23 protein-coding genes are annotated in these 25,711 nt (G+C 50.4%); 8 read left to right on the top strand and 15 right to left on the bottom strand.

The window, feature by feature from the left end; translation table 11 throughout:
* Positions 1 to 106: 106 nt before the first annotated feature.
* Complete coding sequence (locus DP091_RS08190) at positions 107 to 793, top strand: hypothetical protein (RefSeq protein WP_113057866.1); 687 nt, start codon at positions 107 to 109, stop codon at positions 791 to 793.
* On the opposite strand, the gene DP091_RS08185 is transcribed toward DP091_RS08190, so the two are convergent.
* From DP091_RS08185 to DP091_RS08165, 5 genes are all read right to left on the bottom strand, one after another.
* On the bottom strand, positions 788 to 1,876 hold the full coding sequence (locus tag DP091_RS08185) for a DUF418 domain-containing protein (RefSeq protein WP_113057865.1): 1,089 nt from the start codon (positions 1,874 to 1,876) through the stop codon (positions 788 to 790). The two genes, DP091_RS08190 and DP091_RS08185, sit on opposite strands and share 6 nt — an antisense overlap.
* A gap of 2 nt (positions 1,877 to 1,878) precedes the next feature.
* Complete coding sequence (locus tag DP091_RS08180; RefSeq protein WP_113057864.1) at positions 1,879 to 3,810, bottom strand: FtsX-like permease family protein; 1,932 nt, start codon at positions 3,808 to 3,810, stop codon at positions 1,879 to 1,881.
* A complete protein-coding gene (locus tag DP091_RS08175; protein ID WP_113057863.1) occupies positions 3,785 to 4,555 on the bottom strand; it encodes an ABC transporter ATP-binding protein in 771 nt (256 codons plus the stop codon). Before DP091_RS08175 ends, DP091_RS08180 begins: the two co-directional genes overlap by 26 nt.
* Before the next feature lie 191 nt (positions 4,556 to 4,746).
* Positions 4,747 to 5,757: a sensor histidine kinase gene (locus tag DP091_RS08170; protein WP_113057862.1), complete on the bottom strand. Its 1,011-nt coding sequence runs from the start codon at positions 5,755 to 5,757 to the stop codon at positions 4,747 to 4,749.
* Positions 5,757 to 6,458, bottom strand: a complete 702-nt coding sequence (locus DP091_RS08165) for a response regulator transcription factor (protein ID WP_113057861.1) — start codon at positions 6,456 to 6,458, stop codon at positions 5,757 to 5,759. The genes DP091_RS08170 and DP091_RS08165 overlap by 1 nt, the downstream gene beginning before the upstream one ends.
* 196 nt (positions 6,459 to 6,654) lie before the next feature.
* Between DP091_RS08165 and DP091_RS08160 the strand changes: the two genes are divergently transcribed.
* Positions 6,655 to 8,070, top strand: a complete 1,416-nt coding sequence (locus DP091_RS08160) for a hypothetical protein (protein WP_113057860.1) — start codon at positions 6,655 to 6,657, stop codon at positions 8,068 to 8,070.
* A 48-nt stretch (positions 8,071 to 8,118) separates the two neighbouring features.
* Here DP091_RS08160 and DP091_RS08155 read toward each other — a convergent pair whose 3' ends face one another.
* From DP091_RS08155 to DP091_RS08135, 5 genes are all read right to left on the bottom strand, one after another.
* Positions 8,119 to 9,318 carry a Ger(x)C family spore germination protein gene (locus tag DP091_RS08155; protein WP_113057859.1) on the bottom strand — a complete coding sequence of 400 codons (1,200 nt, stop codon included), beginning with the start codon at positions 9,316 to 9,318 and terminating at the stop codon, positions 8,119 to 8,121.
* Positions 9,315 to 10,421 (bottom strand): spore germination protein, encoded by a 1,107-nt coding sequence (locus DP091_RS08150; RefSeq protein ID WP_113057858.1) that lies wholly within the window; start codon positions 10,419 to 10,421, stop codon positions 9,315 to 9,317. Before DP091_RS08150 ends, DP091_RS08155 begins: the two co-directional genes overlap by 4 nt.
* A gap of 29 nt (positions 10,422 to 10,450) precedes the next feature.
* Positions 10,451 to 12,118 carry a spore germination protein gene (locus tag DP091_RS08145; protein ID WP_113057998.1) on the bottom strand — a complete coding sequence of 556 codons (1,668 nt, stop codon included), beginning with the start codon at positions 12,116 to 12,118 and terminating at the stop codon, positions 10,451 to 10,453.
* 225 nt (positions 12,119 to 12,343) lie between these two features.
* Complete coding sequence (locus tag DP091_RS08140; RefSeq protein ID WP_113057857.1) at positions 12,344 to 14,536, bottom strand: GH92 family glycosyl hydrolase; 2,193 nt, start codon at positions 14,534 to 14,536, stop codon at positions 12,344 to 12,346.
* Between the two features lie 35 nt (positions 14,537 to 14,571).
* Positions 14,572 to 15,666, bottom strand: a complete 1,095-nt coding sequence (locus DP091_RS08135) for a GntR family transcriptional regulator (RefSeq protein ID WP_113057856.1) — start codon at positions 15,664 to 15,666, stop codon at positions 14,572 to 14,574.
* 369 nt (positions 15,667 to 16,035) lie between these two features.
* Here DP091_RS08135 and DP091_RS08130 point away from each other — a divergent pair, with 369 nt between their 5' ends.
* Together DP091_RS08130 and DP091_RS08125 are read left to right on the top strand one after the other, a co-directional pair.
* Complete coding sequence (locus tag DP091_RS08130) at positions 16,036 to 16,515, top strand: MarR family winged helix-turn-helix transcriptional regulator (protein WP_113057855.1); 480 nt, start codon at positions 16,036 to 16,038, stop codon at positions 16,513 to 16,515.
* 100 nt (positions 16,516 to 16,615) lie between these two features.
* Positions 16,616 to 17,146 carry a cysteine hydrolase family protein gene (locus tag DP091_RS08125; protein ID WP_113057854.1) on the top strand — a complete coding sequence of 177 codons (531 nt, stop codon included), beginning with the start codon at positions 16,616 to 16,618 and terminating at the stop codon, positions 17,144 to 17,146.
* Positions 17,147 to 17,219: 73 nt separating this feature from the next.
* Here DP091_RS08125 and DP091_RS08120 read toward each other — a convergent pair whose 3' ends face one another.
* The 3 genes from DP091_RS08120 to DP091_RS08110 form a co-directional block, all read right to left on the bottom strand.
* Positions 17,220 to 18,023: an alkaline phosphatase family protein gene (locus tag DP091_RS08120; RefSeq protein ID WP_113057853.1), complete on the bottom strand. Its 804-nt coding sequence runs from the start codon at positions 18,021 to 18,023 to the stop codon at positions 17,220 to 17,222.
* Positions 18,024 to 18,125: 102 nt separating this feature from the next.
* On the bottom strand, positions 18,126 to 18,977 hold the full coding sequence (locus tag DP091_RS08115; RefSeq protein ID WP_113057852.1) for a DMT family transporter: 852 nt from the start codon (positions 18,975 to 18,977) through the stop codon (positions 18,126 to 18,128).
* Positions 18,977 to 19,750: a DeoR/GlpR family DNA-binding transcription regulator gene (locus DP091_RS08110; protein WP_113057851.1), complete on the bottom strand. Its 774-nt coding sequence runs from the start codon at positions 19,748 to 19,750 to the stop codon at positions 18,977 to 18,979. Before DP091_RS08110 ends, DP091_RS08115 begins: the two co-directional genes overlap by 1 nt.
* A gap of 191 nt (positions 19,751 to 19,941) precedes the next feature.
* On the opposite strand from DP091_RS08110, the gene DP091_RS08105 reads away from it, so the two are divergent.
* Positions 19,942 to 20,907, top strand: a complete 966-nt coding sequence (locus DP091_RS08105) for a metallophosphoesterase family protein (RefSeq protein ID WP_113057997.1) — start codon at positions 19,942 to 19,944, stop codon at positions 20,905 to 20,907.
* 127 nt (positions 20,908 to 21,034) lie between these two features.
* Here DP091_RS08105 and DP091_RS08100 read toward each other — a convergent pair whose 3' ends face one another.
* Positions 21,035 to 21,631, bottom strand: a complete 597-nt coding sequence (locus DP091_RS08100) for a TetR/AcrR family transcriptional regulator (protein WP_113057850.1) — start codon at positions 21,629 to 21,631, stop codon at positions 21,035 to 21,037.
* A gap of 57 nt (positions 21,632 to 21,688) precedes the next feature.
* On the bottom strand, positions 21,689 to 23,170 hold the full coding sequence (locus DP091_RS08095) for an FAD-dependent oxidoreductase (protein ID WP_113057849.1): 1,482 nt from the start codon (positions 23,168 to 23,170) through the stop codon (positions 21,689 to 21,691).
* 308 nt (positions 23,171 to 23,478) lie between these two features.
* Between DP091_RS08095 and rlmN the strand changes: the two genes are divergently transcribed.
* From rlmN to DP091_RS08080, 3 genes are all read left to right on the top strand, one after another.
* Entirely contained in the window at positions 23,479 to 24,540 is a 1,062-nt protein-coding gene (gene rlmN / locus DP091_RS08090; RefSeq protein WP_113057848.1) for a dual-specificity RNA methyltransferase RlmN, read from the top strand.
* A gap of 145 nt (positions 24,541 to 24,685) precedes the next feature.
* Complete coding sequence (locus DP091_RS08085; protein WP_113057847.1) at positions 24,686 to 25,156, top strand: DUF3052 domain-containing protein; 471 nt, start codon at positions 24,686 to 24,688, stop codon at positions 25,154 to 25,156.
* 54 nt (positions 25,157 to 25,210) lie between these two features.
* Positions 25,211 to 25,501: a DUF6509 family protein gene (locus tag DP091_RS08080; protein ID WP_113057846.1), complete on the top strand. Its 291-nt coding sequence runs from the start codon at positions 25,211 to 25,213 to the stop codon at positions 25,499 to 25,501.
* The last annotated feature ends 210 nt before the right edge of the window (positions 25,502 to 25,711 follow it).

Here is a 25,711-nt window from a genome sequence, read left to right as displayed (position 1 = left end):
GGGCACACTTCACCAAAATCGCCGGGAAATCTCAAACTTCTAGTTTCAATACGGAACGGGAAGTATAAGGATAAATAGACGACGAAGCAGAAGGTGGGGATCCCTCATGAGTAAATGGAAGGCGAATACGCGAGTTAGCCGTTATGCAGGCATCAGTATTTTATTGGGCGGAGCGCTGTTTGTTACAGCTACACTTATGCACCCGCCGGCTACGGATCCCTGGACAGGTCATCATGTTATTTCGATGATTCCGGATATGCTGACCTATTGGCAATGGGATCACAGCCTGATGCTGACGGCGATATTATTATGGCTTGGAGGACTGTCACTCGGGGAAACCATGGCCGGTAGACGCCCGGCTTCGATGATGGCTGCCCGATTGTTCATTGCCGCGATGACGATATGGGTAATCGTACTTGCGATGGAGTTAACCGTTCTCCCCTTGCTGGCCGAGGAATGGGGCTCGGTTCAAGACCCGGGAACGGCTGCATTGGGCGTCGGGTTATTTGCGTTCGGTATTATGGCCGGGGATTTTGCCATGATGCTGGCCTGGATCGGAATAAGCCTGCTTAGCATTGCGCTGCTTTCTGAAGAAACTGTGAAGCCTGCCATGGCATGGATAGGCATAGCAGCAGGATTGTGGGGAGCGCTTGGCATACCGGCAGCACTGCTGCTTCCAAAACTCAGCGTTATCATCTATCCGATCACCTCAGGTCCGGTGTTTATATGGACACTGACATTTGGCGTTTACATGGTAATGGGGCGAAAAACAAAAAAAGCAGTAGACCTATAGGTCTCCTGCTTTTTTGCGAATCGGTACGATCGCCCAATAGGTGCCGCATCTCCACAACCATTCGAGGGGTCCGTATTGAAACCAACGGATCCACAGGTTGCTGGCTAAGATCTGGAAGACCACAATCCCAAAGGAAACGAGCGTCGATACGACATACGTTGTAGGTGAGGCATCTAGGATCAACCGCTGTATCCCTACCAGAAAGACGGTCTGCCCAATGTAGTTGGTAAGCGCCATTCGCCCATATGCCTGCAACGGATACAGCATTTTCGCGCCGATGCGAGTACGCCCAAGCATTAGGAGCGAGCTTAGATAAAATACGGACACGAGAGGGCCCGACGCTATCCCAATATGTGCCAGAGTGAAGGCCGCTTCCATGGTCGGTGATGGAGTTTCGCCTTCTACCTTGAATAGAAACGGTGACATCGGCTCGGAAGGCGCTACCCACCACATGGCGCCGATGGCCAAAATCGTTCCTAACAGAGACGATATCCAAATCATGCGCATCGAGCGTAGTCTTAATCCCTTGTTGATCGCATCAAGTAATCGATATTGGCCTGCGGCCAACCCTAACAGGATCAGGAATGGGATAGTCAGCAGCTTAACTCCCATGATTGCCGCAATCGTAAACCCCGCCAACCCGATGAGAAGATTAATCCTCCGCGGAGCCCAATAGAGAGGAACCGCAAGCAGACCGACAATCGCGTAATGGAACAAGGCCTCTCCCGATTGATACTGCTGATGTATGAACCCGATCAGCACCAAAATCACTAATCGGCGAATGTACAGCCGAAGTCTTGGTTTTCCTGTTGATAAAGCGCTTCGGGATAGAAACATGTAGAACCCAAGTCCGAACAGGAACGTGAAGATGGTATAGAATCGGGCTTCCACGAAAAAGTTAAGCCCTCGCTGCAGCCAAAAATCCGCTGCGGTTTCCGGCGTGGCGATGAGCCAAAGCGCCAATACGTTAACAAACGGGAGGCCAAGCAGGGCAAACCCCCTGAACTGGTCTACAAAGTGCAAGCGTCCCTTTCCTATGGCAGGCCGATGCTGAGCCACTGTGTCTTGTTGTTCTATATGCATGCTCACACCATCATCCCATTAACGGATTTAATATAACGTGCTCTGGCGATTAGGAAATAAATCATTTGGGCGGCCAAGAATGCCGATGATGCCAATAATGCAGGTCCGCTTACAAATGGAGCATCCAGGTATGCAAGAACCGGGCCGAGCACGACTAAGGACTGAAGGGCTGCAACCAGAATGGGGATAAAGAACAGCACGGCAATCTGAATCGTTGCGGAGATGTTCATCTCCCGGGCGCTGAGTCCGATCTTGGACAGGGAACGGTACATCGCCTGGTCAGCCGAGAGCTCCGTATGCAGCTTGAAATACAGGAAGCTTGCGGATGAGATCGAGAAGATCAAGGCGACAAACACCCCGATAAAGCTGAATAACGAAAATCCTTGTTTATTGACGTAATAGCTCTCCGCTCTGGATTCTATATAACCTTCATTGATTGCACTTCCGTTCCATTCCGACAGCTCCAGGCCGAGCTTGGTTTCAGGATCATCCTTCTGGGGGAGGCCTTGGGAATCGGGAAGAATAAACGGATACGTATGATTCACACTGATTCCATCTGCTTTGTTCTCTCCCTTTAGCTCTTCAAACATGTTGTCCGTAACGACCAGCAATCTGCCGCTATATACCAAAGCCGCAATCTTGTCTGTGCGGTTCTCCAAGCTGAAAGAGTAGGGTTGACCGGATAATTTGATATCCGCTTCCGTTAGCTTCCCCTTACTTTTCTTCGCTGCATTCGGGGTTTCCGCCAACAAGGCTTCATTCTCGCCGAATGTCCCGGCCGGCTTGGTATTCATTACAGCAGCCAAACGGTCATATTGGGATTGCGGCATGATGTGTAAGGAGTCCTCTCCATTCGCGGACAAGCGATAGTAGATGGTTTCGACCTCCGCCCGTTTATACTCCAGCCCTTCTGTATGCAGACGATTTTCAATCAGGGCCAATTCTTCCTGCGCCTTAGTCTCGTCGGCATTGTTATAGTAGGTGTAGCTAAGCGCGTACGGGTTATCCAAATACACCGATCTGATCGATTGCTGCATAGCCAGTACGAAACCGGTGCTCATGGAAGCCAGCGCCACCACAACCGTGACCAGAAACAGCATGCGGGCATTATCCTTAATCTTGTAACTCATTTCGGAAATCCACAGCAGATTTGTTCCTTTCCAGGTGGTCCTGCGATTTCTCTGCAGCATCCGGACAATCCACACGGATAGCTGGGAGTAGAAGAAATACGTGCCCATAATTCCGGTTACCGCAGCGATTATCAATCCCGCTGGGTCTAACTCTTTGACACGGAGGACGGTAAAGCCGATGGTAAGCAGCACAACGCCTAAGAGGGCCAGGAACAGATTGGCTTTTGGCTCGGTTTTCGGTTTGCTGGTGCCTTTGAGAAGCTCCAGAACTTGATTCTTCCGGATAAATAACAAGGTAAAGAGCGAAATGAAGAGAAACAGCGCAGCGAACGCACCGGCGGTCAGCAGCATCGCTTTGACCGGCCAATAGAACGGCAGCTCGTCCATATCGATGACTTTGGTGCTGATGAGCAGGAACACCTTGGATAACAGCATTCCGCTGGCGATGCCCGTTACGATGGCAATCGCGCCAATGAGAATGTTCTCCAGGAAGATCAGCCAATTGATCTGTTTGGCTTCAGCTCCGAGGATGGTCAGAATACCGAACTCCCGGTTCCGCGACTTCAGAAAGACGCTGATCGAATACAGCACGAATAAGAACGCAAACACGTAGACGATGACCGTGGCAATCGTCATTCCCGTACGCGTCATCGCACCCATAGGCGAATTCTCGATGGCCGGATGATAGATGAATACCGCATACGTAAAGAAGATCATCACCATGAACGAGCTGCTAAGCAGATAAGCGAAATATTGACGTGTGTTGCGCCGGACGTTGTTAAACGCGAATTGAGGAAAGCTCACTTGTATTCCCTCCCCAGAACGATAGCGTATCGATGATTTTTTGGAAAAAGGCCTGCCGGTTCTCGCCGCGGTGAATTTCGGCGGCAAGCTTGCCGTCTTTAATAAACACGATGCGGTTGCAATAGCTTGCGGCGAGAGGATCATGCGTAACCAGCATTAATGTGGTACGATCCCGCTCATTAATCTCGGCTAACGACTCCATCACGATTCGTGAGGAGTTGGAATCGAGTGCGCCTGTAGGCTCATCCGCAAGCAGTAACAGGGGCGCGCTGATGATAGCCCTGGCAATCGCGGTTCGCTGTCGTTGACCTCCCGAAATCTCGTACACGCGTTTATTCAGAATTTCGCGGATGCCAAGCCGTGAAGCGGTTTGCTCCAGCAGCGACTCCATGTCCTTGAGCGGACGGCGGTCCAGCGTAAGCGGAAGCACGATATTCTCGGCAACGGTTAACGTATCGAGCAGGTTGAAATCTTGAAACACAAAGCCGAGCTGTCTGCGGCGGAAGTGGGCAAGCTCGCTTTTTTTCATGGTGTAAGGATTTTTGCCCCCGATCTTGACCTCGCCTGAGCTTGGACGATCAATGGTGGATACCATGTTCAGCAGAGTGGTTTTGCCGCTGCCCGAAGGGCCCATGATGCCGACGAATTCTCCTTCTTTGATGGTGAGATGAATATCGGTAAGAGCTTGTGTCGCCACTTTGCCCGCATATACTTTGTTTAACGCTTTTACTTCAAGAATATCCATAAACCGATAAGCTCCTTTCTGTATACCTTATTAGTGTATCCTCACTCTATCGTATACTGACCTGACCCTGCTATGGATTTAGGTGAAACGGAGCTTACAACTACCATAAGGTTATGTTCGTATATTCTGTTCGTATCTTGAAGTCATCGGGTAAAGTTTGTGTTCATTCCCCCGATACAAAGAAGACACACCTAAGGTCCAGATGTGTCTTGGTTTTCGGCTCTGAGCAGCGTCAGGGTAACGGTGGTTCCCTCGCCCAACGTGGATTCCAACTCAACGGAGTGATCCAGCTTATGGGCGATTTCACGGACAAGATACAGGCCCATGCCGGTGGATTCATAATATTGCCGGCCGCGCTCTCCGGTAAAGTAGGGATGGAACACCCGGTTGATGTCCTCCGGTGCAATGCCGATCCCCTCATCGCGGATATGGAGTTTGATGTGTTTCCCCGCTGCTTCTGCGGTTAATTGAATCTGCTTGCCGGGGCTGCCCGAGTAGTTCACGGCGTTCGTCAGAATCTGACCCAGCATAAATCGAAACCATTTGGCGTCCGTATAAACGGAGATCCGGTCATCGATATGGAACACCGGCGTAATCCCCTTACGAATGAACAGCTTGCGGTTCTCGACCACGGATTCGCTTACCGCGGCACGGAGTTCGATGGCTTCTACTGCGAAATCCTGTTCGAACCGGTCCAGGCGTGCGGTATATAGCACCATTTCGAGGCCTTTGCGAATCCGCTCAAGCTCTTCCCGAATATGTCCGGCGGGTGCTTCCTCGACTTCATCGAGCGTTAGCTGAATGACCGATAGCGGGGTCTTCATCTGATGTACCCAGCGATTAACGAAAGCGAGATGCTGGTCGGTTTGGCTTTGATGTCGATGCAGCTGTTCGCGGTATAAGCGTTCGTAATGGCCGATCCGCTCGTGTATCGCTTCCGGTAGCGGCGCTTCGCCCAGGGGAGGACTTAAGAATTCTTCCCCCGAAAGCTCCTCGGAAGAAAGCTCTCGATACATCGTGCGATGGGAAAGATACCGGTATGCAAGATAGAGAAGCAGCACGACACTGCTTAACAGCACACCGTATAGTACGACAGTAAAGGGTCTGCCTTCACCGGTAAGCCAGTACAGCAGGGGGACAAGCAGCATTTGAACGGTAAAAAACAGCATGAGCGGGAGATGCTCCCGCAAGAAAAGTTTCATTATGGGGACTCCCTGCCTGTCATGAACCGGTAGCCTGCTCCCCGGACGGTTTCGATAAGATCTCCGGCGCCCAGCTCACGAAGCTTGCGACGAACCCTTGTAATATAAACATTTAACGTATTGTCATCAATGAAGTGCTGATCTTCCCACATCAGGTCCAGCAGCCGCTCGCGGCTGACCACACGGCCGTCTTTTTCCATCAGCATCGCCAGCAGGGCTGTTTCCTTTTGGGTAAGCTCGGCTGACTCGTCTCCGTAGGTCACAACGAATCGCTCCGGATAGATGACGAGACCGGCGCTTTCGATGGTATGCTCATCCTCCTGACCGGAGGCATAGGCACCGACCGCGCGGCGCAGGTGGCTGCGGATTTTTGCCAGAACAAGCTCCATGTCAAACGGCTTCGTAATATAATCGTCCGCCCCGTTTTCCAAGGCCATAATCTGATCCATGCCGCTGTCTCGCGCCGAGATGAAGATGATCGGGCAGTGTGATTGGGTACGAATTTGCCTGCACCAATAGAACCCATCGAATTTCGGCAGATTGACGTCCAGCAGAACCAGATCCGGCTTCGTATCCGCAAAAATGTCCATTACGCGGCTGAAGTCCTCGGTGATGCGCACGTTGAAATCATATTTGGAAATAGCCGATTTTAATTTATCCGCGATTCGTTCATCGTCTTCCACAATCAGGATGGTATACACGGTTCCAGCTCCTTTGAACTCCTAAACTACTTCATGTACTTACTATACCGAATTGGAGGTGACGTTGGAAATCCAGAGGTTCGTGTTTCTGAACGGAAGGTAACCCATTGTACGATCCCAAATTAACCTTTGCCCAGGCCCATGCATAAGATGTAGTCACATCAAACCTGCTGCCTGGGAAAGGGCGTGACTGCATATGGGGATTCATTTAACCGCGATTCACTGGGTGTATCTGGCGTTTATCGTCCTGATCATGACACTGTTGATTCGGCGGCGCGATACGGCGCTTGTTTGTATTACCGGAATATTTGCGCTTGGCCTTCTGGCAACGGAAACGCTGAGCGGCTCGGTCTCCGGCGTGTTTCATTCATTCATCTATGCGACCAAAGAGCTGATGGGCACCATCATGATTATATCCATCATCGTGGCGATGAGCCGGGTCTTGATCAAGACGGGGATCAACGAGACGATGGTGGCCCCGCTAACCCGTTTTCTGCGCACTCCCGCGATGGCTTACTGGGGCATCGGAATCATTATGATGGTAACGTCCTTTTTCTTCTGGCCGTCACCGGCAGTTGCGTTAATTGGGGCGGTCCTGCTGCCTGTGGCTATTCGTGTGGGTTTGCCGGCCCTCGGTGCAGCGGTGGCAATGAATCTGTTCGGGCACGGTATTGCGTTATCGGGCGATTATATTATCCAGGGGGCGCCCAAATTAACCGCGGATGCGGCTGGATTGCCTGTATCCAGTGTCATGGCTGCCAGTGTGCCGCTTGTGATCGTGATGGGACTTGTGACAACCGTGGCGGCATTCTGGATGATGCGCAGAGATCAGCGGAACGGAAGCTGGAGAGATGGACTGGTAACCATTAAAAGCACGGGTGACACGCTCACCGCGCGTACCGAAGAGGATGAGGCTGTTGCGGCGATATCCCCGGCTATGAAAAAATGGTTGGCTATCGTTATTCTGCTGTTGTTCGCAGCAGATGTTGCCGCCATGTTCATCCTAAAGCTGCAGGGCGGAGATGCAACGGCCTTGGTCGGCGGCACAGCCGTCCTGATCCTCAGTGTCATTGCCCTGGTAGCTCATCGTAACCGGGGATTGGAGAAGGTCACCTCTTATTTGATCGAGGGATTCATGTTTGGATTCAAGGTATTCGGTCCCGTCATTCCTATCGCGGCGTTCTTCTATTTGGGGGATGCGGCATTTACCGATTTGTTCGGTAAAGTACTTCCGGAAGCATCCCATGGCATCGTGAACGACCTGGGAGTTGCCCTAGCGAATGCGGTGCCGCTGAACGGCGCGGTAGGCTCGGTGACGTTGACGATCACCGGTGCCATTACGGGTCTGGACGGTTCGGGTTTCTCCGGTATCTCGTTAGCCGGATCGATCGCGCAGCTGTTTGCTACGGCTATCGGTTCAGGTGCGGCTACCCTGACGGCGCTTGGGCAGGTTGCCGCCATCTGGGTAGGCGGCGGCACGCTCATTCCGTGGGCGCTGATTCCGGCTGCAGCCATCTGCGGAGTCAGCCCATTCGAGCTGGCAAGGCGAAATTTGAAGCCGGTGCTGATGGGTCTGGCTGCTACTACTGTAGTAGCGATGTTTCTGCTGTAATCAAGAGCAAAAATTTAAAGAGCGCTGACCGTCATTGTCAGCGCTCGTTTAATCTGTTGTGGAACCGAAGTCTGTGATTTGCATGTTTACTTCAAACGTAATGGGGATATGACTGAAGGTTTCATCCCAATTATCCTGCACTTTTTTCCACGCTTTCGGATGTTTGATGCGGAGTTCATTGCCAAAACCCCCAACGTCCACATGATAGACATGCTGCATTTTGTTTAGGACTTGCCTGATCTGTTTATGGGCCTCTTCTTCAAATTGCTGCTCCAATTCTGAGATGTATCCACCCGATGAGGGGATTTCCGGAAAGCTCCAATCCTCGATTAATCTGCCTTCGGCATGGATCTTGATATGAAATGAAATTTCGTCTCCCTGTACCTTAGGCATGATGGTGCTGTGGGATTTCTTGGGCTCAAAGGTTACGGTATGGCCGGTCTTCGGCGCATACGTCTTCAGCGCGCCTCCCTTCACGTCTGCCGTAATCCAAGACAAGCCTTCCAGGTCATATTGGCTTAATTCCCCGATCCACTTCTTGGTCTTGCCTTTGAAAATGGCGGCTCCCGAGAATTTATGCTCGCTTTGGGCGGTAACGACATTTTGTAACAAGAAGCTGTCCCCGGATTGCATGGCGCTGTCAAGCTTAGTGAGTGTCACGGGCGGGATGATTTTGTTGGAACGATAACGGTTATCCACGAGTCCCATCAAGTAAAAAGCAGGGATCTCCCCAGGTTCAGTGGAGCTTAACGCTTCGAACGCGCTGCGGTGGCTTACCACCACTAGGCAGCTGGGGCGGATATCATTATCGCGTAGAATAAAGTCAAATACCTGCTCCAAGCTGTACCTTTTGGCTAATTCGCTAGAAACCACGATGACCTTTAGATGGTGGCCGATAAGCGGCCGGTCTCTGCGTAATGCAAACTGGCGAAAGATTTGAATGATGGAGTCGCCCGTCAGCTGTTCGTTCAGGTAGGCCTTGCTTGGCGATGAAGAGCCGGACCCTCCTTGCTTCTGTCCCGTAATTGGGGGTACGATCTGAACCGTTGCCGTCAGTACCTTCTTCTTCGGATAGGTTGCCCCTTGTTTATTGATATCCCGTTCGAATCCGGATTCATTCGCTGCATCGAGTCCCAATCCAACATAGACGCTGACATCCTCGATCTCCTTGCTGCTCCAGCAGCCGGTAATCAGAAGCAGCAGGATGCTCGCCGCCAATAGTGACGTATATCTTATATACCTGTTCATTTCGACTTCACACCTTTCTTACGGGCGATGCTGATCAGAAGCAAGAGCAATGGTAAAGCGCCAAATAAATAGATAGAGGCATTGCCTACCACATCTCCCAGCTTGAATGTTTCCGATACATCCTTCGGAATCATCGCGATGAGGAAGATGACAGGAAGCAGGATAAAGAGAAATGGCCGTATTTTCGTCTTAAGCAGATGGGACCATCCTAGCGAGGCTGCATAATGCGTTATCACAAAGGTCGAGAATATTTGCATGATCCAGATGACAAGCAGCAGGGACTCAAAACGTTCGAATATCAGTCCCTGCATTTCAAAACTCCGCATTAAGTCCAGTGTGGGCCATGTTCTTGTCTCAACTCCGTTTATGGACAGCCCGCCAATAACCATGATGACGGTGATTAAATAGATGGTCAGGGGAACCGTAATGCCAACGAGCATGGCCTTGGTGCCTTTTTTGGGAGACTTCATAAAGGCCATGGCAATGAACATGATCTCGTAACCAGTAAAAGACAGCAAAGATGGCTTTAACCCCCGAATGACGGGCATAAACCCTGAGCCGAGTACGGGCCTTAAATTTTTGATATCAAAAATACTGCTGCTTAGTAGGATCGCTATGAGAAAAATAACCAGCGTAATCGGCAGAATGATCTCGCAGATTCTGGCGATACTGTTGATCCCCCCGGTGGTTAAGTACAGACCGATCCACATAAAGGTCATCACGATGGCCCAGACGGGCGTGCCTTCCAGCAGAAATAACCCCGTTACCTCTGCCATTATTCGGATTTCAAAAGCGGAAATGGTAATAAAATAAGCAATAAACAGCAGACTTAACACAACAGCCAGCCATTTTCCGGTGATCTCGGGTACAAATTGAAACCATGTTTTCCCTTGAAATCTTCGACTTAACGCCACAATAATCAATCCTGCCAACAGGGTCATCAAACCGGAGATGAGAATCGAGATCCACACATCCGGCGTTTTGGCGGCCTCCACCGTCGTTCTAGGGAGCGTCAGGATACCGGCACCCAGCATGTAGTTAATGATCATGACGGCAGCTTGAGATGTGGTGATTTGGTCATGAGTGTTATTTGAGCTGCTCATGGTCTCGCCTCATTTCGTGCTTAGGATGGTTAATTTCTGCGGTCAGGGTCGTTCGGTTTTAACATTCGAGGTCGTTTCTTCATCACTTTCAGCGGGAACCGAATGAGGAAGTCCTTCAAGTCACTGATGCCGTAAGGCACCATTGGACTTGCGTAAGGTACGCCAAAGCTCTTCAGTATGACCAAATGACTGCAGAGAAGAAGGAAGAACATCACGACGCCAAACAGTCCAAGCACTGCCGCAAAGAACATCGCGGCAAACCGAAGAACGCGCAGTGTAATACCGGCACTGTAGACCGGGATCGTGAAGGAGGAGATGGCGGTCACAGCCACGACAATAACGAGAAACGGACTGACAATACCGGCTTGTACGGCAGCATCGCCAATAATCAGACCGCCGACGATGCCCATCGCAGGTCCGATGGGTTTCGGCAGCCGAATTCCGGCCTCCCGTAATATTTCAATGGCGATTTCCATGATGAGCGCTTCGATGATCGACGGGAAGGGCACGCCTTGCCTGGTTTCAATGATCGTTAGCGCAAGCTTGGTAGGGATCAGCCCGGGATGAAACGAAATAAACGAAATGTAGAGTGCCGGAGCCAGCAGTGCCAACAGGGCGGAGAGAAAACGCAATAAGCGGACAAACGATCCCGAGATCCATCTCTCGTAATAATCTTCCGGCGACTGCAGCAGCATGCTGAACGTGACAGGGACGATGAGAGCATACGGCGTGCCGTCAAGCAGGATAGCTACCCGCCCTTCCAGCAAGGCCCCGATCACCCTGTCGGGTCTTTCCGTGTTCTGCACTTGCTGAAAAGGACTCATGACATTTTCCTCTATCAATTGCTCGATGTATCCCGACTCGAGAGGGTCATCAATCTCGATTTTTTGAATTCGCGTGACGACCTCATCGACTAGCTTAGGATCAGCGATATCCTTCATATATGCGATGACCAAATCCTTTTTTACGCGGTTTCCAACTTCAAATTTGGTGAGCAGGAGGCTTTCGTTTTTTCCATGAAGCCGCAGCAATCCTGTATTGTCTGCCAATCTCTCGGTAAACCCGACACGGGGGCCACGAAGAAGTGCCTCAGACAAAGGTTCTTCTATATTTCGGCTCTTTCCCTTGGCCGAACCAACCAGGAAGGCGCCTTGCATTCCATCTATCAATAAACATGTTGTGCCCGCAAGGACAGATTGTACGAGTCCCAATAAGTTGTCAGTATGTTGAATCTCGCTTACGGGAAGCATCTGGGTGCTGATATAGGCTTTGACCGCATCGCTTGAACGATGGAAGTGATCCTGCTCCGCTTCCGGAACCCCCACCAACATGAGGGGCCGTATAATGTGGGTATCCATAAGATCGTTGTCCATCAATCCGTTGACAAAAACAATGGCTGCCTTCGTTCCCGTTCCCCGGATCTTAAATTCCCTGAATTCCACATCCCCATTGTTACCCATTGCTTTACGGATGGATGTAATATTCGCATCGTACCGCCCCGATAAGAGAGCTTGCGGCGAAATGCTATCCTCCCTCTGGGGGGGAGAATGTTTATTCGGTTTGAGGGAATAACTCGAATTAATAGATTTCCGAAACCAACGAGTTAACGCCAGCATGAGGATCGGTACCAGTACGAGCAGTAAAGCTTGAACCCAAATCGTCCACTTCGGCATATAGGATACAATGACTGACCACAACGACAAATCACCCCGCATTTCTTCGTAATAGATCATAATGTGAATCAAGTGTATTGTTACCCGAGGCGACCTTGAAAATTCCTGTTATTTCAATATTAGGAAGGAGAAGATGCGCTGCTCAAGTTATATAGCCAATTGCTGTAAAGCGGGATCACAAAAAAAGGAGCATCCCCAGGCTGTTGACCTGATGAGACGCCCCTTACATAATGGATAAAGCTTTAATCGTTACTTCTTCGATATCGAGAACGGCAGTTCTTCGGCGCTATAAGCACGGTAGCTTGGAGCCAGCCCGAGACGGAAATCGAGGGACTTGCCTGCCAAAATATCCTCATGCGTAATATACAGCTTGGTGTAATCCTGTCCCTCTAATTGGACGTTCGCAACGAAGTTGGACTGCGGATTATTGTTATCGGTTTGAATCGACATCTGTTCTCCGTTCGGCAGCTCAATGCTCACGCTGTCGAATAACGGGATACCGAGGACATATTCATTACTGCCCGGACATACCGGATAGAAGCCCATGGAGCTGAACACATACCATCCGGACATGCTGCCGTTATCCTCGTCCCCAGGGAAACCGTCAAAGCCGCTGTTGAACAGGTTCGACATCAGCTGTTTGAGGACAACCTGGGTTGATGCAGGCTGCCCGACATAGTTGAACAGATAAGGAATATGGAAGCTTGGCTGATTGGAAATCGCCAGCTGGCCGTAGTCGATGGCAGCCATCTCACTCATCTCATGAATTTCAAAGCCATAGCCTCGTACGTCAAAGTCCGGTGCTTTGTTGCACAATTCGGTGATTTTATTGAGAAAACGTTCTTTTGAACCATAGGCTTCGATCAAACCTTGGAAATCCTGGAATACGGCAAAGCTGGTCTGCCAGGCGCTTCCCTCGGCATAATCTAGCCCCCAGCTCGTGTCGTTGAAATCCGGACGGAAATGGCCGTCCCGATCCTTGGCCCGCATAAACCCGGTTTCTGTATCGAAAATATTTCTGTAGTTGAGCGCGCTTTGTCTGTATTGGTCTGCTACATCCGATCGGCCCAAGACATCGGCCACGCGGCTGATGCAGTAGTCGCTGTATGCGTAATCCAGCGTGTGGTTCACGCTCTCGTGATAGCTGCTTGGAACATAACCGTACTTGATGTAGTCCAGCGTTCCTTGCCGTCCATAGCAATTCTGTCCGCTCTGCGTGGTGGCTGCGGTCAGCATAGCTTCCAGCAGTTCCGGCAGCAGGTGCTGAGCCAGTCTCTTAGCCGCCGCATCCGCAATGACGGCGTCAATAAGCGTGCCCGGCATCAGCCCGCGCTCATCCGGGGACAGCCATTTTGGCAGGAAGCCGGTTTCGCGGTAGGAATTCAGGAAGCCCTCCAGCATTTCCTCGTATTCTTTCGGTGCGATGATGGAATAGAGCGGATATACAGTTTTGTAAGTATCCCAGAAGCCGTTATTGGTATAGAGAATGCCCTTCTTGACGGACCGGGCCGTAGTATCGTAATGTACCGGCTCCATGTTGGCATCCATCTCATAGAACTTCTGCGGGAACAGGAACATGCGGTACAAACAAGTATAGAAGGTGCGTATATATTCTTCGTTCGAGTGAGTGACCCGGATTTTGTTGAGGTAATGATTCCAGGCTTGTGCAGCCAGTTCCTTCTGCTCATCCAGGGATATGTTCAGCTCGCGCGCAAGGTTAAGCTCCGCTTGCTCCAGGCTAATAAACGACGTCGCCAGTTTAACATCCAGCAAGTCTCTTTCACAGTCTTTGAAACGAATGACGACATGCTGGTCGACACCGCCAAAAGCAACCTCAGGGAAGAACTGGCCCTCCTCGTTGTAATAACCTGTTGTTGCGAGATCCATGTCCTTGCTAAAGCTCATGGCTACGTACATACGGAATCCGTCGTCGTGACAGCCTGCGAAGTTGCTGACATAGCCAGTTAGCTTGCGCTGGGCTGCATCCAGTCGGAACTCGCTTATGTTATTAACGTTCAGGACGAAGCCTGCCTGCTGCCCGGAATTGTACCTCATGCGCATTGTCGCACCGTAGGTGCTGGGAACCAGCTCCGTGGTGATGTTATAACGCTGCTGCTTCACTCTGAGATAGTGGGGCTTGAATGTCGCCTCTTCAGGCCGGTAGGAGCTTTGACAGGTGAAGACGGACCCTCTGATTTTGTCGTCCGCAATCGGAGTCATCAGGAAGTGGGCGAAATCGCCCATCCATGGACTTGGCTGGTGTGTCAGGCGAATGCCTTGGAAGACACGGTCATGGGGGTTGAAAAACCAGCTTCCTTCGCTTTTGGTCTGGACGACAAAATGATTCATACCGAAAGGCACACCCGTATAAGGGAGCGCATTCCCGTTGGAATAGGTGTATTGGTTATTGGTGCCTTGCCTTGTATCGATATAGTTCAGCATGTAAAAGTCTCCTTTGGTTTTTAAAAATTAGCGTGTCACAGCTTTTTCACGGTCTGTCGTTCAATGAGACGAACAGGAACCACGGTATCCTCATGCGGGTGATCCAGAGGATTCTCGATCAGGGTGATAAGACTTCGTGCCGCCTGATACCCCATCTGTCCGAAATCCTGGGAGATGGTGGTCAGCTTGGGTTCAACGAAGCCCGCGAGATGAATGTTGTCAAAGCCCACAATGGAGAAATCATCCGGTACCGACAGTCCCAGCTCTTTGGCAATCTGAATGATCTCGATCGCGATGAGGTCATTCTCGGCAACAATACCCGTAATCCCTTGCGTCACAACGGCTTGAATAAACTGAATATAGTATTCTCTGCCGTTGTCGTTGTCATGGGTTAAGTACCGGTCGGTCAAGTCATTGACGCTGTAATCGATCAGTTTGTAATCATACAAAGCTTTCAGATAGCCGAAATACCGCTCCCGGATCGAGGAAGAGTCCTCTACCTTCAGGGAGGAGATAAAGGCGATTTTCTTATGATTATTCTCGATCAGATGTTTGGAGGCCTGATATCCGCCGCCGAAGTTGTCGGAAACAACCGACCGGAACGGAATCCCTTCAATGCATTTATCCATCGTCACCAGCGGGTACTGTGCCAGATGATACTGATACAGAATGCCAAGATCCGAGATGCTGCTTATCGGGTAGAGAATCAGCCCCGAATTGGCGCTTTGAAGCGCGGCCTCCAGCAGCTTCCGCTGTCCGACAATCGTATTGGACTGAATGTTCAAAGTATAGTCGGTCGTTGCGAGATATTCGTTGATGCCCTTTTCGTAATCACCAAGTCCCGGGTTATGGGCGAACGGCAGAATCAGCAGGATCTCCTTACTCGTTTTGCTCAGGTGACTTTGAGGGTCCCTGTCTGTGCTCACGAAGCTTCCCTTGCCTTGGATCCGGTAGATCAGCTTGGCATTCTCCAGCTCGGTCAGCGCCCTCTTCGAGGTGATCCGGCTGACGCTGTATTCCTTCGAAATTTCGGCTTCGGTCGGAAGCTGATCCCCAGCCTTGAGCTCCCCGGATTCAATTTTGGCCGTTAAAGCATTTACGATATGTTGATATAGTGGAATTTGTTCCATAGCGGATCTACTCCCTTGGATTTGATATATCATCTTGTGGCGATTATGTCAAAGTCTAATGTTACATTTGATAAAAAGTTACAATTGTTATGTTCGAATACACAAAAGGAATATTGCTCGGATGTTTATAGTTCAAAGGCTCCATGTTCATAGTATCGTGTCCATGGAAATATTTCAAGATGAGACGAGCTCAACGCCAATAAATGGGGAGAATAAATTGGTATACATAGTGAATGGACGAAGATATCAATTGATATACCAAATATTCAGAACAGAACGGGCTGTTGTTTTCCTGCGGGCGTTGATTTGATAGTTTATCACTTGTGTGGTAAATTGACTGTGATTATGGTAGGGAGGTGATTGGAGTCAATGAAACAATTGGGATTTCATCAGGAGAACCGATTAGCTATGCTGTCTTGGATTCGGATCACCCGTTTTCAACAGATCGGCAATCACCTCTCGAACGAGTTTTTACAGCCGTTCTGCATCACGGTTGCCCAATTTGACGTTTTAATCCAGGTCTTCGCGCACCAACCTTTATCACAGCAGGAGTTAGCCGAATATCTTTCCATTAGCGGCGGCGGTGTCTCCCATATGGTAAAACGGCTGGAGAAGCTGGATCTGATTGTCCGCAAGCAGGATTGGAAGGTAAAGTATATCTCGCTAACGGATAAGGGACAGGCCCTGCTGGAAGAAATTATTCCGCTGCTGTCGGATTTCCAAACCTCTATGTTCGATGTTCTGGATGAACAGGAGTTGCAGCAGCTTTACAAGACGATGAGGAAGCTTCATCAGCATAATGGAAAGAAAAAGCCGGCATACCGGAGGGTTAACGTCGAGGAGGAGTAGCTAAAGGTTGCCTGCTTGTTACTTTTTTATATACATCATAAGAACGCTCGTTCTATAATGAAATCAATGAGTAAATGAATCGTACAGGAGGGCGTTGTAGTTGAAGAAGAGTGCGCTTTTGGTCATTGATGTACAGAATGAGATGTTTCAAGTGAATGATCCGGTGTTTGAAGGGGATCGATTGCTCCACAATCTTAAGCAGCTGATCGCAAAAGCCAGAAACGGCGGCATTCCTATCCTCTACATACAACATAATGACGAGGGTTTGAGGGCAGGGTCGGAGGCGTGGAAGATTAACCCCGAGATCGCGCCTGCGATGTCCGATACAATCATTCAGAAGACCAGACCGGATTCATTCTACAACACCTCACTTGAAGAGGAACTGAAGCGGCAGGGCATAGAACATGTGATTCTTGCAGGTATGCAGAGTGAGTTATGCGTAGACACCACGTGCAGGAGAGCGGCCAGTCTGGGCTATGAGGTCACGCTGGTATCCGATGCACACAGCACCTGGAACAATTCGGTGTTAACCGCGCAGCAGATTATAGATCATGTGAACGCTACCCTGAGATGGTTTGCGGACGTGAAGACAACAGAAGAGATCCTCATTACGAAAGAAGCCGGCGTGTAATCGCCGGCTTTTTATATATTGAATAAATGATCATTAACTAGGATGGGCTTCCGCCATAATTCGATGTTCTGGATTAGAATATTCCTTCAGGCACCTTACCTTCCCAGCAATCCGGTGTGTGCAGTCCCAGCACATGACCGATGACGGCGGTCGTGTCCATGATGCTGATCGGAGTGTCGAGAAGGCCGGGTTTTACGCCCGGACCCGTAATCCCCCAGGTGATGGTCATATCCATCGGGTGGTCACTGCCATGGTCATTGGGATGAGCGCCTCCGCCGCCATGGTCCGTAACCGTGATGATCCACGTGTCTTCCAGCAGCTGCCGATCAACCAGTGCCTTGATTATCATGCCTACGTACTTATCCGTAACGGCAATCTGCTCCAGCTGCTTATCGGTACCGAATCCGTACTTGTGGCCCGCGCCGTCGGGATGATCCAACTGGATGAACATCAGTTTGCAATCGGGCTGCTGATGAATATAATCGACGATGGCTTCCGTCAGCTCGGGGTCCGGTTTGGATTCCATATGAACATTGATTGTATTCTCAATAATTCCTGTGTTGATCGGTTCCCAGCAGCTGAACGCGGACAGAGGAGCATCCGGCCATTGCTGGCGGGCCAGTTTGAATAGAGAAGCATAGGGAAAGCTCTCCGGAATTTGCCCGTGGATCGCCCGGTCATTATCAAGACCGTGTTGGACCGGGCTTACGCCATATAACAACGAGCCCCAACATTCAGCACTGATGCTGGGAAATACGGTTTGCGCATCGTACGAGTAGGCTCCTGCTTGCAGCAGGGCGTGAAGATGCGGTGCATCCGCTTCTTGAACGAACCTGCCTGCTCCATCAATTCCAAGAATAATGACACGTTTAGCCATCGATAAATCCTCCTCGGCAAGAACAATTTGATCTTTATGCATTGAAGCTGAATAAGACATTATGCAAAATGTGTACAGGATTGCTTGAAGTAATGGCGGTTGCTACCCCCATGATGCAATGCTAATGATACCTAACGTGATGAGCACGGACGTAATGATTCGCCGCCAGCCTTGCTGCTCACGCAGAACGATGATGCCGAGCAGGGTGCCGAATACCGTGCTGATTTCACGGACCGGCGCGATGTGCGCAAGCGGAGTAAGCCGCATGGCGAACAGGAATAGCAGGTACGATCCCGGTGCCAGGATGGAGCCCAGCAGAATCGTGCGCCAGTTCACCGTCCATTCCTGCTTCAGCCCTCTGGACAGTATCACGGGAACGATGAGAGCGATAAAATAACTGATATTGGATAATTGGATCAGCGCGATCGGAGAGACCCCTGCATCCAGAACGGCCTTGTCGGTCAGGGTATATCCGGAAATGCATAGCCCAACCAGGCAAGCATAAATTAAGGCCTTGGGGTTCAGGCCGGAAGAGTCTCTGAATTTCAAACCCGATAGAGCAAACAACGAAAAGATAATGACGCTAAGGCCCATGTAACCCGCTGCACTTAGATGCTCATGGAACAACACGAGGCTGCACAGCGAGGTCAGCATGGCCCCAAGCCCTCGCATAAATGGGTATACCTGGGACATATCGCCATAGGTATAGGCTTTGGAGAGGAGCGTAATATAGAAGCCTTGAATGGTCATAGACAGCAGCATAAGTCCGTAAATGTGCGGTTCCAGCTTCAGCCCTGAAATCTCCATGAGAAATGAAGGCATCAGGAGGATTAAGGTAACGGAATGGATGCACCACAGAAACACCGATTTATGAATGCTTCGCTTCGTGAACAGATTCCAAAGGGCGTGGGTAAGACCGGAAGACAGCACCAACAGCAGGGATAGCAGCTCCATCAGTAATGTCCGATAAGGACTTCAATGCTGCGGGCGGACAGATTATCCACCCATTCCTGCGAACAGCCCGGATCCGTGATAACCATGGAGATGTCCTCCAGTTTGGCGAGCTTCGAGAAGGTGGTTACCCCGAGCTTGGTGTGATCGGCAAGAACGATGCCCTCCTCCGAACGCTCCAGCATTTTTCGCGATATGTAGGCTTCATCCAGATTGTAATCGGTAATGCCATCGTTTAATGAGATACCGCCGACCGAGATAAATGCTTTATTGACCTTGAACTGTTCCAGCAGCATTTCAGTGAGAGGACCTGTTGCCGCCTGCTTGGTCCGGTCCATATCCCCGCCGATATAAATAATCTTTCCCTGAAAAATTTCCATCGCCAGATTCAGGACAGGCAGCGAATGGGTGATGACCGTCACATCGGACCGGTCCTTAAGATAACGCATGACTTCAATCGTGGTTGTTCCGTTATCCAGCAGAATGGTCTCCCCTTCCTTGACTAGGGAGGCGGCAAGTTTACCGATTGCAGCCTTTTCCTCTGCGCATGTCTGGGAACGGCTGGTGAAGGACGGCTCAATATGCCCGGAACGAGATTTGACGGCGCCACCGTAAACTTTGCGCAGCTGGCCTTCTCTCTCTAACCGGTCCAAATCCCGGCGGATCGTTTCCGCAGATACCTCCAGCTGCTCCGCAAGGGCGTGGACTCTCACCTTGCCCTCTAGTTCTAATTGATTTAAGATCTTCCCCCTGCGTTCCTCATAGGTTACAGACATAAATTCATTCACCTCAATATTGAATATGACTGATGTTGACCGAAGATGTGGATTTGATCTTATATTAGGCTGGTTAAGTTGTGCTGTCAACGAAAAATCATTGACTTTTCATTGTCATATCCACTAATATACACATAAAACCACATAAATTCACTAAAAAACCACATGTCCATGTAAAGGAGACGGTTATGTTGAAGCCAACTCTTCGATTCGGAGACGATCATACCTTCAAGATTGTGCAATTCACAGATATTCATTGGAAGAATGGGGAGCCGGAGGATCAGATGAGCCAGCGCTGCATGGAAACAGTACTGGACCTGGAGCAGCCTGATCTGGTGGTATTTACGGGCGATCTCATTTATTCGGGGGAAGCCGATCCCGGCTGGGAAAAGTGCCAGGATCCAGTGCAGGCCTTGAAGGATGTTGTCAAGACGGTGGAGTCACGCGGAATTCGCTGGGCCTTCGTATTCGGGAATCACGACACGGAGGGAGATGTTACACGTGAAGAGCTTATGGATGCAGCCCTGCAGCACACCTACAACTGTGCAGAGCACGGCTCGCCGGAAATTCATGGTGTGGGGAATTATACGCTTCCTTTGTACAGCAGCAATGGGGAAGAGACAGCGGCCGTCTTGTACTTCTTCGATTCAGGGAGAGAGTCCGAACATCCTGCTGTCCCGGGGTACGATTGGATTCGGCGCGATCAAATCCGCTGGTATGAGCTGGCGTCCTTGGCTTACAGCGCCAAGCATCAAGGGAATCCGCTGCCGTCATTGGCTTTTTTCCATATCCCTCTGCCGGAGTATCGTGAGGTGTGGGAGCGGAAGACGTGTTATGGCAGCAAGTTCGAAAGGGTATGCTGTCCGGAGGTGAATACCGGTCTGTTCGCGGCCATGCTGGAGCGGGGCGATGTGATGGGCACGTTCGCCGGACATGATCATATCAATGATTACTGGGGCGAATTGCACGGCATCCGCCTTTGTTACGGCAGAGCTACCGGTTATGGTACCTATGGCCGGGAAGGCATGCTCCGTGGTGCGAGGGTTATTCGCCTGCATGAAGGACAGCGGCAGTTCGACACTTGGATTACGCTGAGCGACGGCTCGCAGATTCGGGAACAGGAGAAGCATGAACCCGAGACGTCTATACGACAATAGAGGTTGTTCAAAAAGTCCGTTTTTGAACGCACCAATAGTCAAAAACACACCTCTCATGAAATGCACGGAAAAGATCCAGGTGGTTTCATGGTTTCATGGGAGGTGTGTTTGGTTTGCGTTATTACCCTTATCCGTTGGTAAGCAGTCGCAGCAGCAGCTCCGCCTTAGGGGGCGTGTAGCTCGGATCCTCTTGGGACTTCAGCGTCATTAATCCCGATAGCACGGATAAATAACAGGCCACGAGCTCTCTCGGATCGCCAGCCGCAATCTCCCCGGCATCCTGCCCTGCTTCGAACAGCGGCATCAGCTGGTCAACAAAGGCATGGATGGAATAGCTCTCGATAATCCGCTTGGCCTCTTCGGGCACGCCATCCGAGGTACGTGCTTGCTGAATCAACATAAAGTGCGTATTATCATCCTCTTGGAGAATCATGGAGGTTAGCAATGTGATTTTCTCAAGAGGGGTACCGGGCACGTTATAGATTTCGGAGAGCGCTAGCCGTGCCTCCTCCATCGACCATTGAACGAGCGTGATGAACAACTCGTCTTTGGATTTAAAATAATGATAGAGAAGACCGTGGCTGACCCCGGCTTCACTGGCGATCATGCTCATCTTGGTTCCGAAAATACCTCTTCTGGAAAATACTTTGATGCCAGCTCGCATGATTTGTTCTTTTCGTTCGTCGCGTATTTGATGCAGTTGTTCTTCGTTTAACGGGGCCATTGCGTCCATCCCTCATCATGGTATTCTCTTGCTGATATCAACAATAACGCATTTGATTTATTCGGGCAATCCCATGGATAAGGGCAGGGATTCGTTATTAAAGACCGGGATGATCCGCGCGAGTAGTTCTTCCAGCGGCAAGTTTGTCTCCTGTAATATTTGATGGAGCCAAGCTTTACCTTTACCCGATGGGTCTGCATTCACGAGTGCGTTGATATATTCGGCATTAAACAAATCCTGAGGTGAGGCGAAGAGACCCGTTACCATCATATATTGTTCGAATACGGCCATATCGTTATGAGCATAAGCCAGCTCCTGGCATATATCGAACAGCCTTTGGGCAAAAGAGAATCCTTGGGCGGACAGGTGGCCTTCGTAAGTTACGCCCGGCCATCTGAGATCCGCGGCTGCGCTAAGCCACCATGCAGGTTCAATGGCGGATTGAATCTGTCGAAGGGCGAAGCGTTCGAATCCCTCCTCAAGCAGAACTCCATTCTGCATCGATTGCAAGCATTGGTCCAGCGTATCTGCCTGGATCGCTGCCACTGTCATGCCCTGGCCGAATATCGGATCGAAGCTGCAGAAAGCATCACCGAGCACCAACAGACCGGAAGGCCAATCCTCCATCTGCTCAAAATGCTGTCTGAGGCATTCCTCGATCCGGTAGCCACGCGGATTGGAGATCGGTTCAAGGTGCTGAAGCAAACCTCCAATGGTAGCACCGAACAGATTTTGTGCTTCCTGGTCGTACAGCTGATGATCGGTTGTCGGATAGGAGTCTCCTCCCGCGCGGTACATAACAACCTCCGCAATCTGGTTCTCGATCGGATTGAATACGGCCGTGCCGATACCACGGGAGGGATCTCCTTCGTTCACAATGGTACTCCACGCTGCATGGATGTCCTTTGGCACCTTATAATGCCGCGTGCTGTAACCAAGGGATATGTGCAGCCTTTCGGCCTCGGGTGTCGCATAACCGAGGTTATGGAGCCAATCCGATAGCTTGGACCCGCGCCCGCTTGCATCCACGACGATATCCGCATTTATATGAAGGCGCGCCGTCTCCTCGACGCTTCTGTCCCGGAATACCACGCCGGTAACGGTATTCTGGTCGGCGTCAACCAGCAATTGCTGGGCCGTCATTTTCGGTAGGAGGGTGACGTTGGGCAGTTTGGCTACTCTGCTGCGCAGGGTCCACTCCAGCAGGGATCGGCTGCATCCCGCGTTGGGCTCATCGGGCATTTCCAGCGTGCCGAAGCGGTTGGTCATTTGAACGGACTTTTGCGCCCGGGGGTGGGCCCCGTGCTGAACCAGCTCCTCGGTTATGCCGGGGAACCATCGTTCAACGATCATCTTGCCGCGCTCAAGGAAACGGTGCGGATGATAGGCCTGCGGCGTGCCCGCCCGAGTTTCCGGCCCTGCCGGAAACTCATCCCGATCCGTGATGATCACCTCTTCGTAATGCTTGGATAACACGGTTGCGGCGAATAGTCCGGCCATGCCTCCACCTAGAATGAGCGCTTTACCTTTTGTTTTCATACGAAAACCTCCATATATAGATTGATTTAGTCAGTCAATAATAAACCAAAAGCATCTTCTGAATTTCAAATTTGGATAAAGGAGCAGGACAAATAGCGGTGAACGTCCTTAACGAATGGAGCGATGTCTCCTTTCTACTCTATATTTATGATTGATTAAGTCAGTCAATCATAAGATAAAGGTATTTATTGGATATGTCAATCCTGATTTACGTATAAGAAGCGCGAATTGCCTATAACTCCCCTTGTGTTCGCTTCGGAATTTTGGGACAATAAGGAGTGGACTATGAATAGAAAGAGGACCAATCAATGAACAAACCATCCATTTATGGATTAACATTAGATCAGTTGACGGCTTGGCTAGGCGAGCGTGGACATAAAAAATTTCGGGCAACACAGGTATGGGAGTGGCTGTATCGGAAGCGGGTCACCGCTTTTTCCGATATGACGGATGTGCATCCGGAATGCTTGCAGCTGCTCGCGGAGCATTATACCATTCTGACCTTGGAGGAGCACACCAAGCAGGAGTCTCTGGACGGAACGGTTAAGTTCCTGTTCAAGCTGGTGGACGGCAATCTGATTGAGACCGTATTGATGCGGCATAAATTCGGTTTGTCGGTCTGTGTGACTACCCAGGTCGGCTGCAACATCGGCTGCAGCTTCTGCGCGAGCGGTTTGCTGAAGAAGAGCCGGGATTTGTCCGCAGCGGAAATTGTGGAGCAGGTCATGCAGGTTCAGCTTCACTTGGATCAACAAAGTAACAGCGAGCGGGTCAGCCATCTCGTGGTGATGGGGATTGGGGAGCCGTTTGATAATTATGAGAACATGTCGGATTTCATTCGCGTGATCAAGGATCATAAGGGGCTTGCCATCGGTCCCCGTCATATTACGGTATCGACCAGCGGGTTGGCTAATAAAATCGTCGAGTTCGCGGACAGCGATCTGGGCGTGAATCTCGCCATTTCCTTGCATGCGCCGAATGATGAGATTCGAACCCGCATTATGAAGATTAACAAAGCGATTCCGATCGAGAAGCTGATGGCGGCGATTGATTATTATCTGGAAAAAACGAATCGCCGTATTACGCTGGAGTACATTCTGCTGAAGGATGTGAACGATCAACGGGAGCATGCGCTTGAGCTGGCAGAGCTTATTGGCGAGCGACGCAATCTGGCAAATGTGAATCTCATTCCGTACAACCCGGTGGATGAGCACAGCCAATATCAGCGCAGCACGAAAGAATCGATCACCTCTTTTTACGATGCTCTGAAAAAACAAGGCATCAGCTGCAGCGTTCGTCTGGAGCATGGAACCGATATCGATGCGGCCTGCGGGCAGCTGCGAAGCAAGCAGATCAAGAAAGCGCAATAACAAGAATAACGCGCAATTCCATGGGGATTTATCCGCCGTGTGGATTGACCAGTTGCAAGAGCGTACCCATTACATATGGGTATGCTCTTCTTAATAAAATCCGAAGCGTTATATAAAATTAATTCGAGAGGAAGGATACTTTAACATGCTGGAGACACATCCAACCATCAAAAAGCTGCAATTCAAGGACCTCGGCCAACCGGTTCTGATGTTAAACGCGCCACAGGTCTATCAAGAGGTCATCAATTCCCTGCAAGGCGATGTGCATACGGAGCCTAGGCAAGTGCCTTACGATTTTGTGCAAGCCTTCGGGACAAGCAATGAGGAATTGCAGCGCTTAGCCAAGATCGCAGCCAGCTCTGTGACTGACAACGGCCTGCTGTGGTTGTGTTACCCCAAGAAATCGTCCAAAACCTACAAGAACTCCGATTGCAGCCGGGAGAGCGTTACGGGCATTCTTGCTGATGAAGGCTATGAGCCCGTCCGGCAAATCGCTATCGATGAGGATTGGTCTGCCTTGCGTTACCGTAAAGTGGAGTTGATCAAGTCCATGACGAGATCGTTCGCAGCAACCGCGAAGGGGAAGGAACGGACCGGTCAAGAGGACGATAAATAATTACAAGCTCGATAGCCATACGGCAGATATCAGAGTGATAGAAAGGATGGGAATATGTTAACAATCAAAGAATATAGCGTTGAACTGGTGAAGGATCCTTTTGGAATCCTGGCAGGCAAACGCTTTGAGTTTGTATGCGATCTGGACGTGCCGGAGGACGACGAGCTCTATTCGGAGCATGGCGTCTATCTGAGAGTGATTTATCTGGATGACGAGGAGTCTTCGCGCATTGTAAAATACGACTTCTATGAGCGGACAACGGACCAGTACCTGGACTTCGATATGGAGCCCGAGGAAGAGGAAGAACTCTTGGCGTTTTGCAAAGAGCATTTGCAGGAAGCGTGAATAGAGCCGGAAGATGAGAACAGGCACGTCCGGAGTGACTTGGTCATTTCTGTGCAAATCTAACCGATGGCATCTTATTCCAAGGAAATGGGAAATATCGCCCAAATGGCCTTGCAAACTACGGATGGTTTTGGTAAAGTTAGACACAACTTATAAACGAACGGAGGGTTACGTATGTTGGATTATTCCCGATTGAGATCTTTTCGCGGC

The organism is Paenibacillus sp. MDMC362 (assembly GCF_003269305.1).
Lineage (GTDB): Bacteria > Bacillota > Bacilli > Paenibacillales > Paenibacillaceae > Paenibacillus_AQ.
Note: the sequence above shows the minus strand (reverse complement) of the source record. Positions and strands in the feature narration are given on the sequence as shown.

Bases quoted from the DNA above. Each gene is read 5' to 3' on its own strand.
- DP091_RS08190 (WP_113057866.1), top strand. From the start codon at position 107: ATGAGTAAATGGAAGGCGAATACGCGAGTTAGCCGTTATGCAGGCATC.
- DP091_RS08185 (WP_113057865.1), bottom strand. From the start codon at position 1,876: ATGCATATAGAACAACAAGACACAGTGGCTCAGCATCGGCCTGCCATA.
- DP091_RS08175 (WP_113057863.1), bottom strand. From the start codon at position 4,555: ATGGATATTCTTGAAGTAAAAGCGTTAAACAAAGTATATGCGGGCAAA.
- DP091_RS08170 (WP_113057862.1), bottom strand. From the start codon at position 5,757: ATGAAACTTTTCTTGCGGGAGCATCTCCCGCTCATGCTGTTTTTTACC.
- DP091_RS08160 (WP_113057860.1), top strand. From the start codon at position 6,655: ATGGGGATTCATTTAACCGCGATTCACTGGGTGTATCTGGCGTTTATC.
- DP091_RS08155 (WP_113057859.1), bottom strand. From the start codon at position 9,318: ATGAACAGGTATATAAGATATACGTCACTATTGGCGGCGAGCATCCTG.
- DP091_RS08150 (WP_113057858.1), bottom strand. From the start codon at position 10,421: ATGAGCAGCTCAAATAACACTCATGACCAAATCACCACATCTCAAGCT.
- DP091_RS08140 (WP_113057857.1), bottom strand. From the start codon at position 14,536: ATGCTGAACTATATCGATACAAGGCAAGGCACCAATAACCAATACACC.
- DP091_RS08135 (WP_113057856.1), bottom strand. From the start codon at position 15,666: ATGGAACAAATTCCACTATATCAACATATCGTAAATGCTTTAACGGCC.
- DP091_RS08130 (WP_113057855.1), top strand. From the start codon at position 16,036: ATGAAACAATTGGGATTTCATCAGGAGAACCGATTAGCTATGCTGTCT.
- DP091_RS08120 (WP_113057853.1), bottom strand. From the start codon at position 18,023: ATGGCTAAACGTGTCATTATTCTTGGAATTGATGGAGCAGGCAGGTTC.
- DP091_RS08115 (WP_113057852.1), bottom strand. From the start codon at position 18,977: ATGGAGCTGCTATCCCTGCTGTTGGTGCTGTCTTCCGGTCTTACCCAC.
- DP091_RS08110 (WP_113057851.1), bottom strand. From the start codon at position 19,750: ATGTCTGTAACCTATGAGGAACGCAGGGGGAAGATCTTAAATCAATTA.
- DP091_RS08100 (WP_113057850.1), bottom strand. From the start codon at position 21,631: ATGGCCCCGTTAAACGAAGAACAACTGCATCAAATACGCGACGAACGA.
- DP091_RS08095 (WP_113057849.1), bottom strand. From the start codon at position 23,170: ATGAAAACAAAAGGTAAAGCGCTCATTCTAGGTGGAGGCATGGCCGGA.
- rlmN (WP_113057848.1), top strand. From the start codon at position 23,479: ATGAACAAACCATCCATTTATGGATTAACATTAGATCAGTTGACGGCT.
- DP091_RS08085 (WP_113057847.1), top strand. From the start codon at position 24,686: ATGCTGGAGACACATCCAACCATCAAAAAGCTGCAATTCAAGGACCTC.
- DP091_RS08080 (WP_113057846.1), top strand. From the start codon at position 25,211: ATGTTAACAATCAAAGAATATAGCGTTGAACTGGTGAAGGATCCTTTT.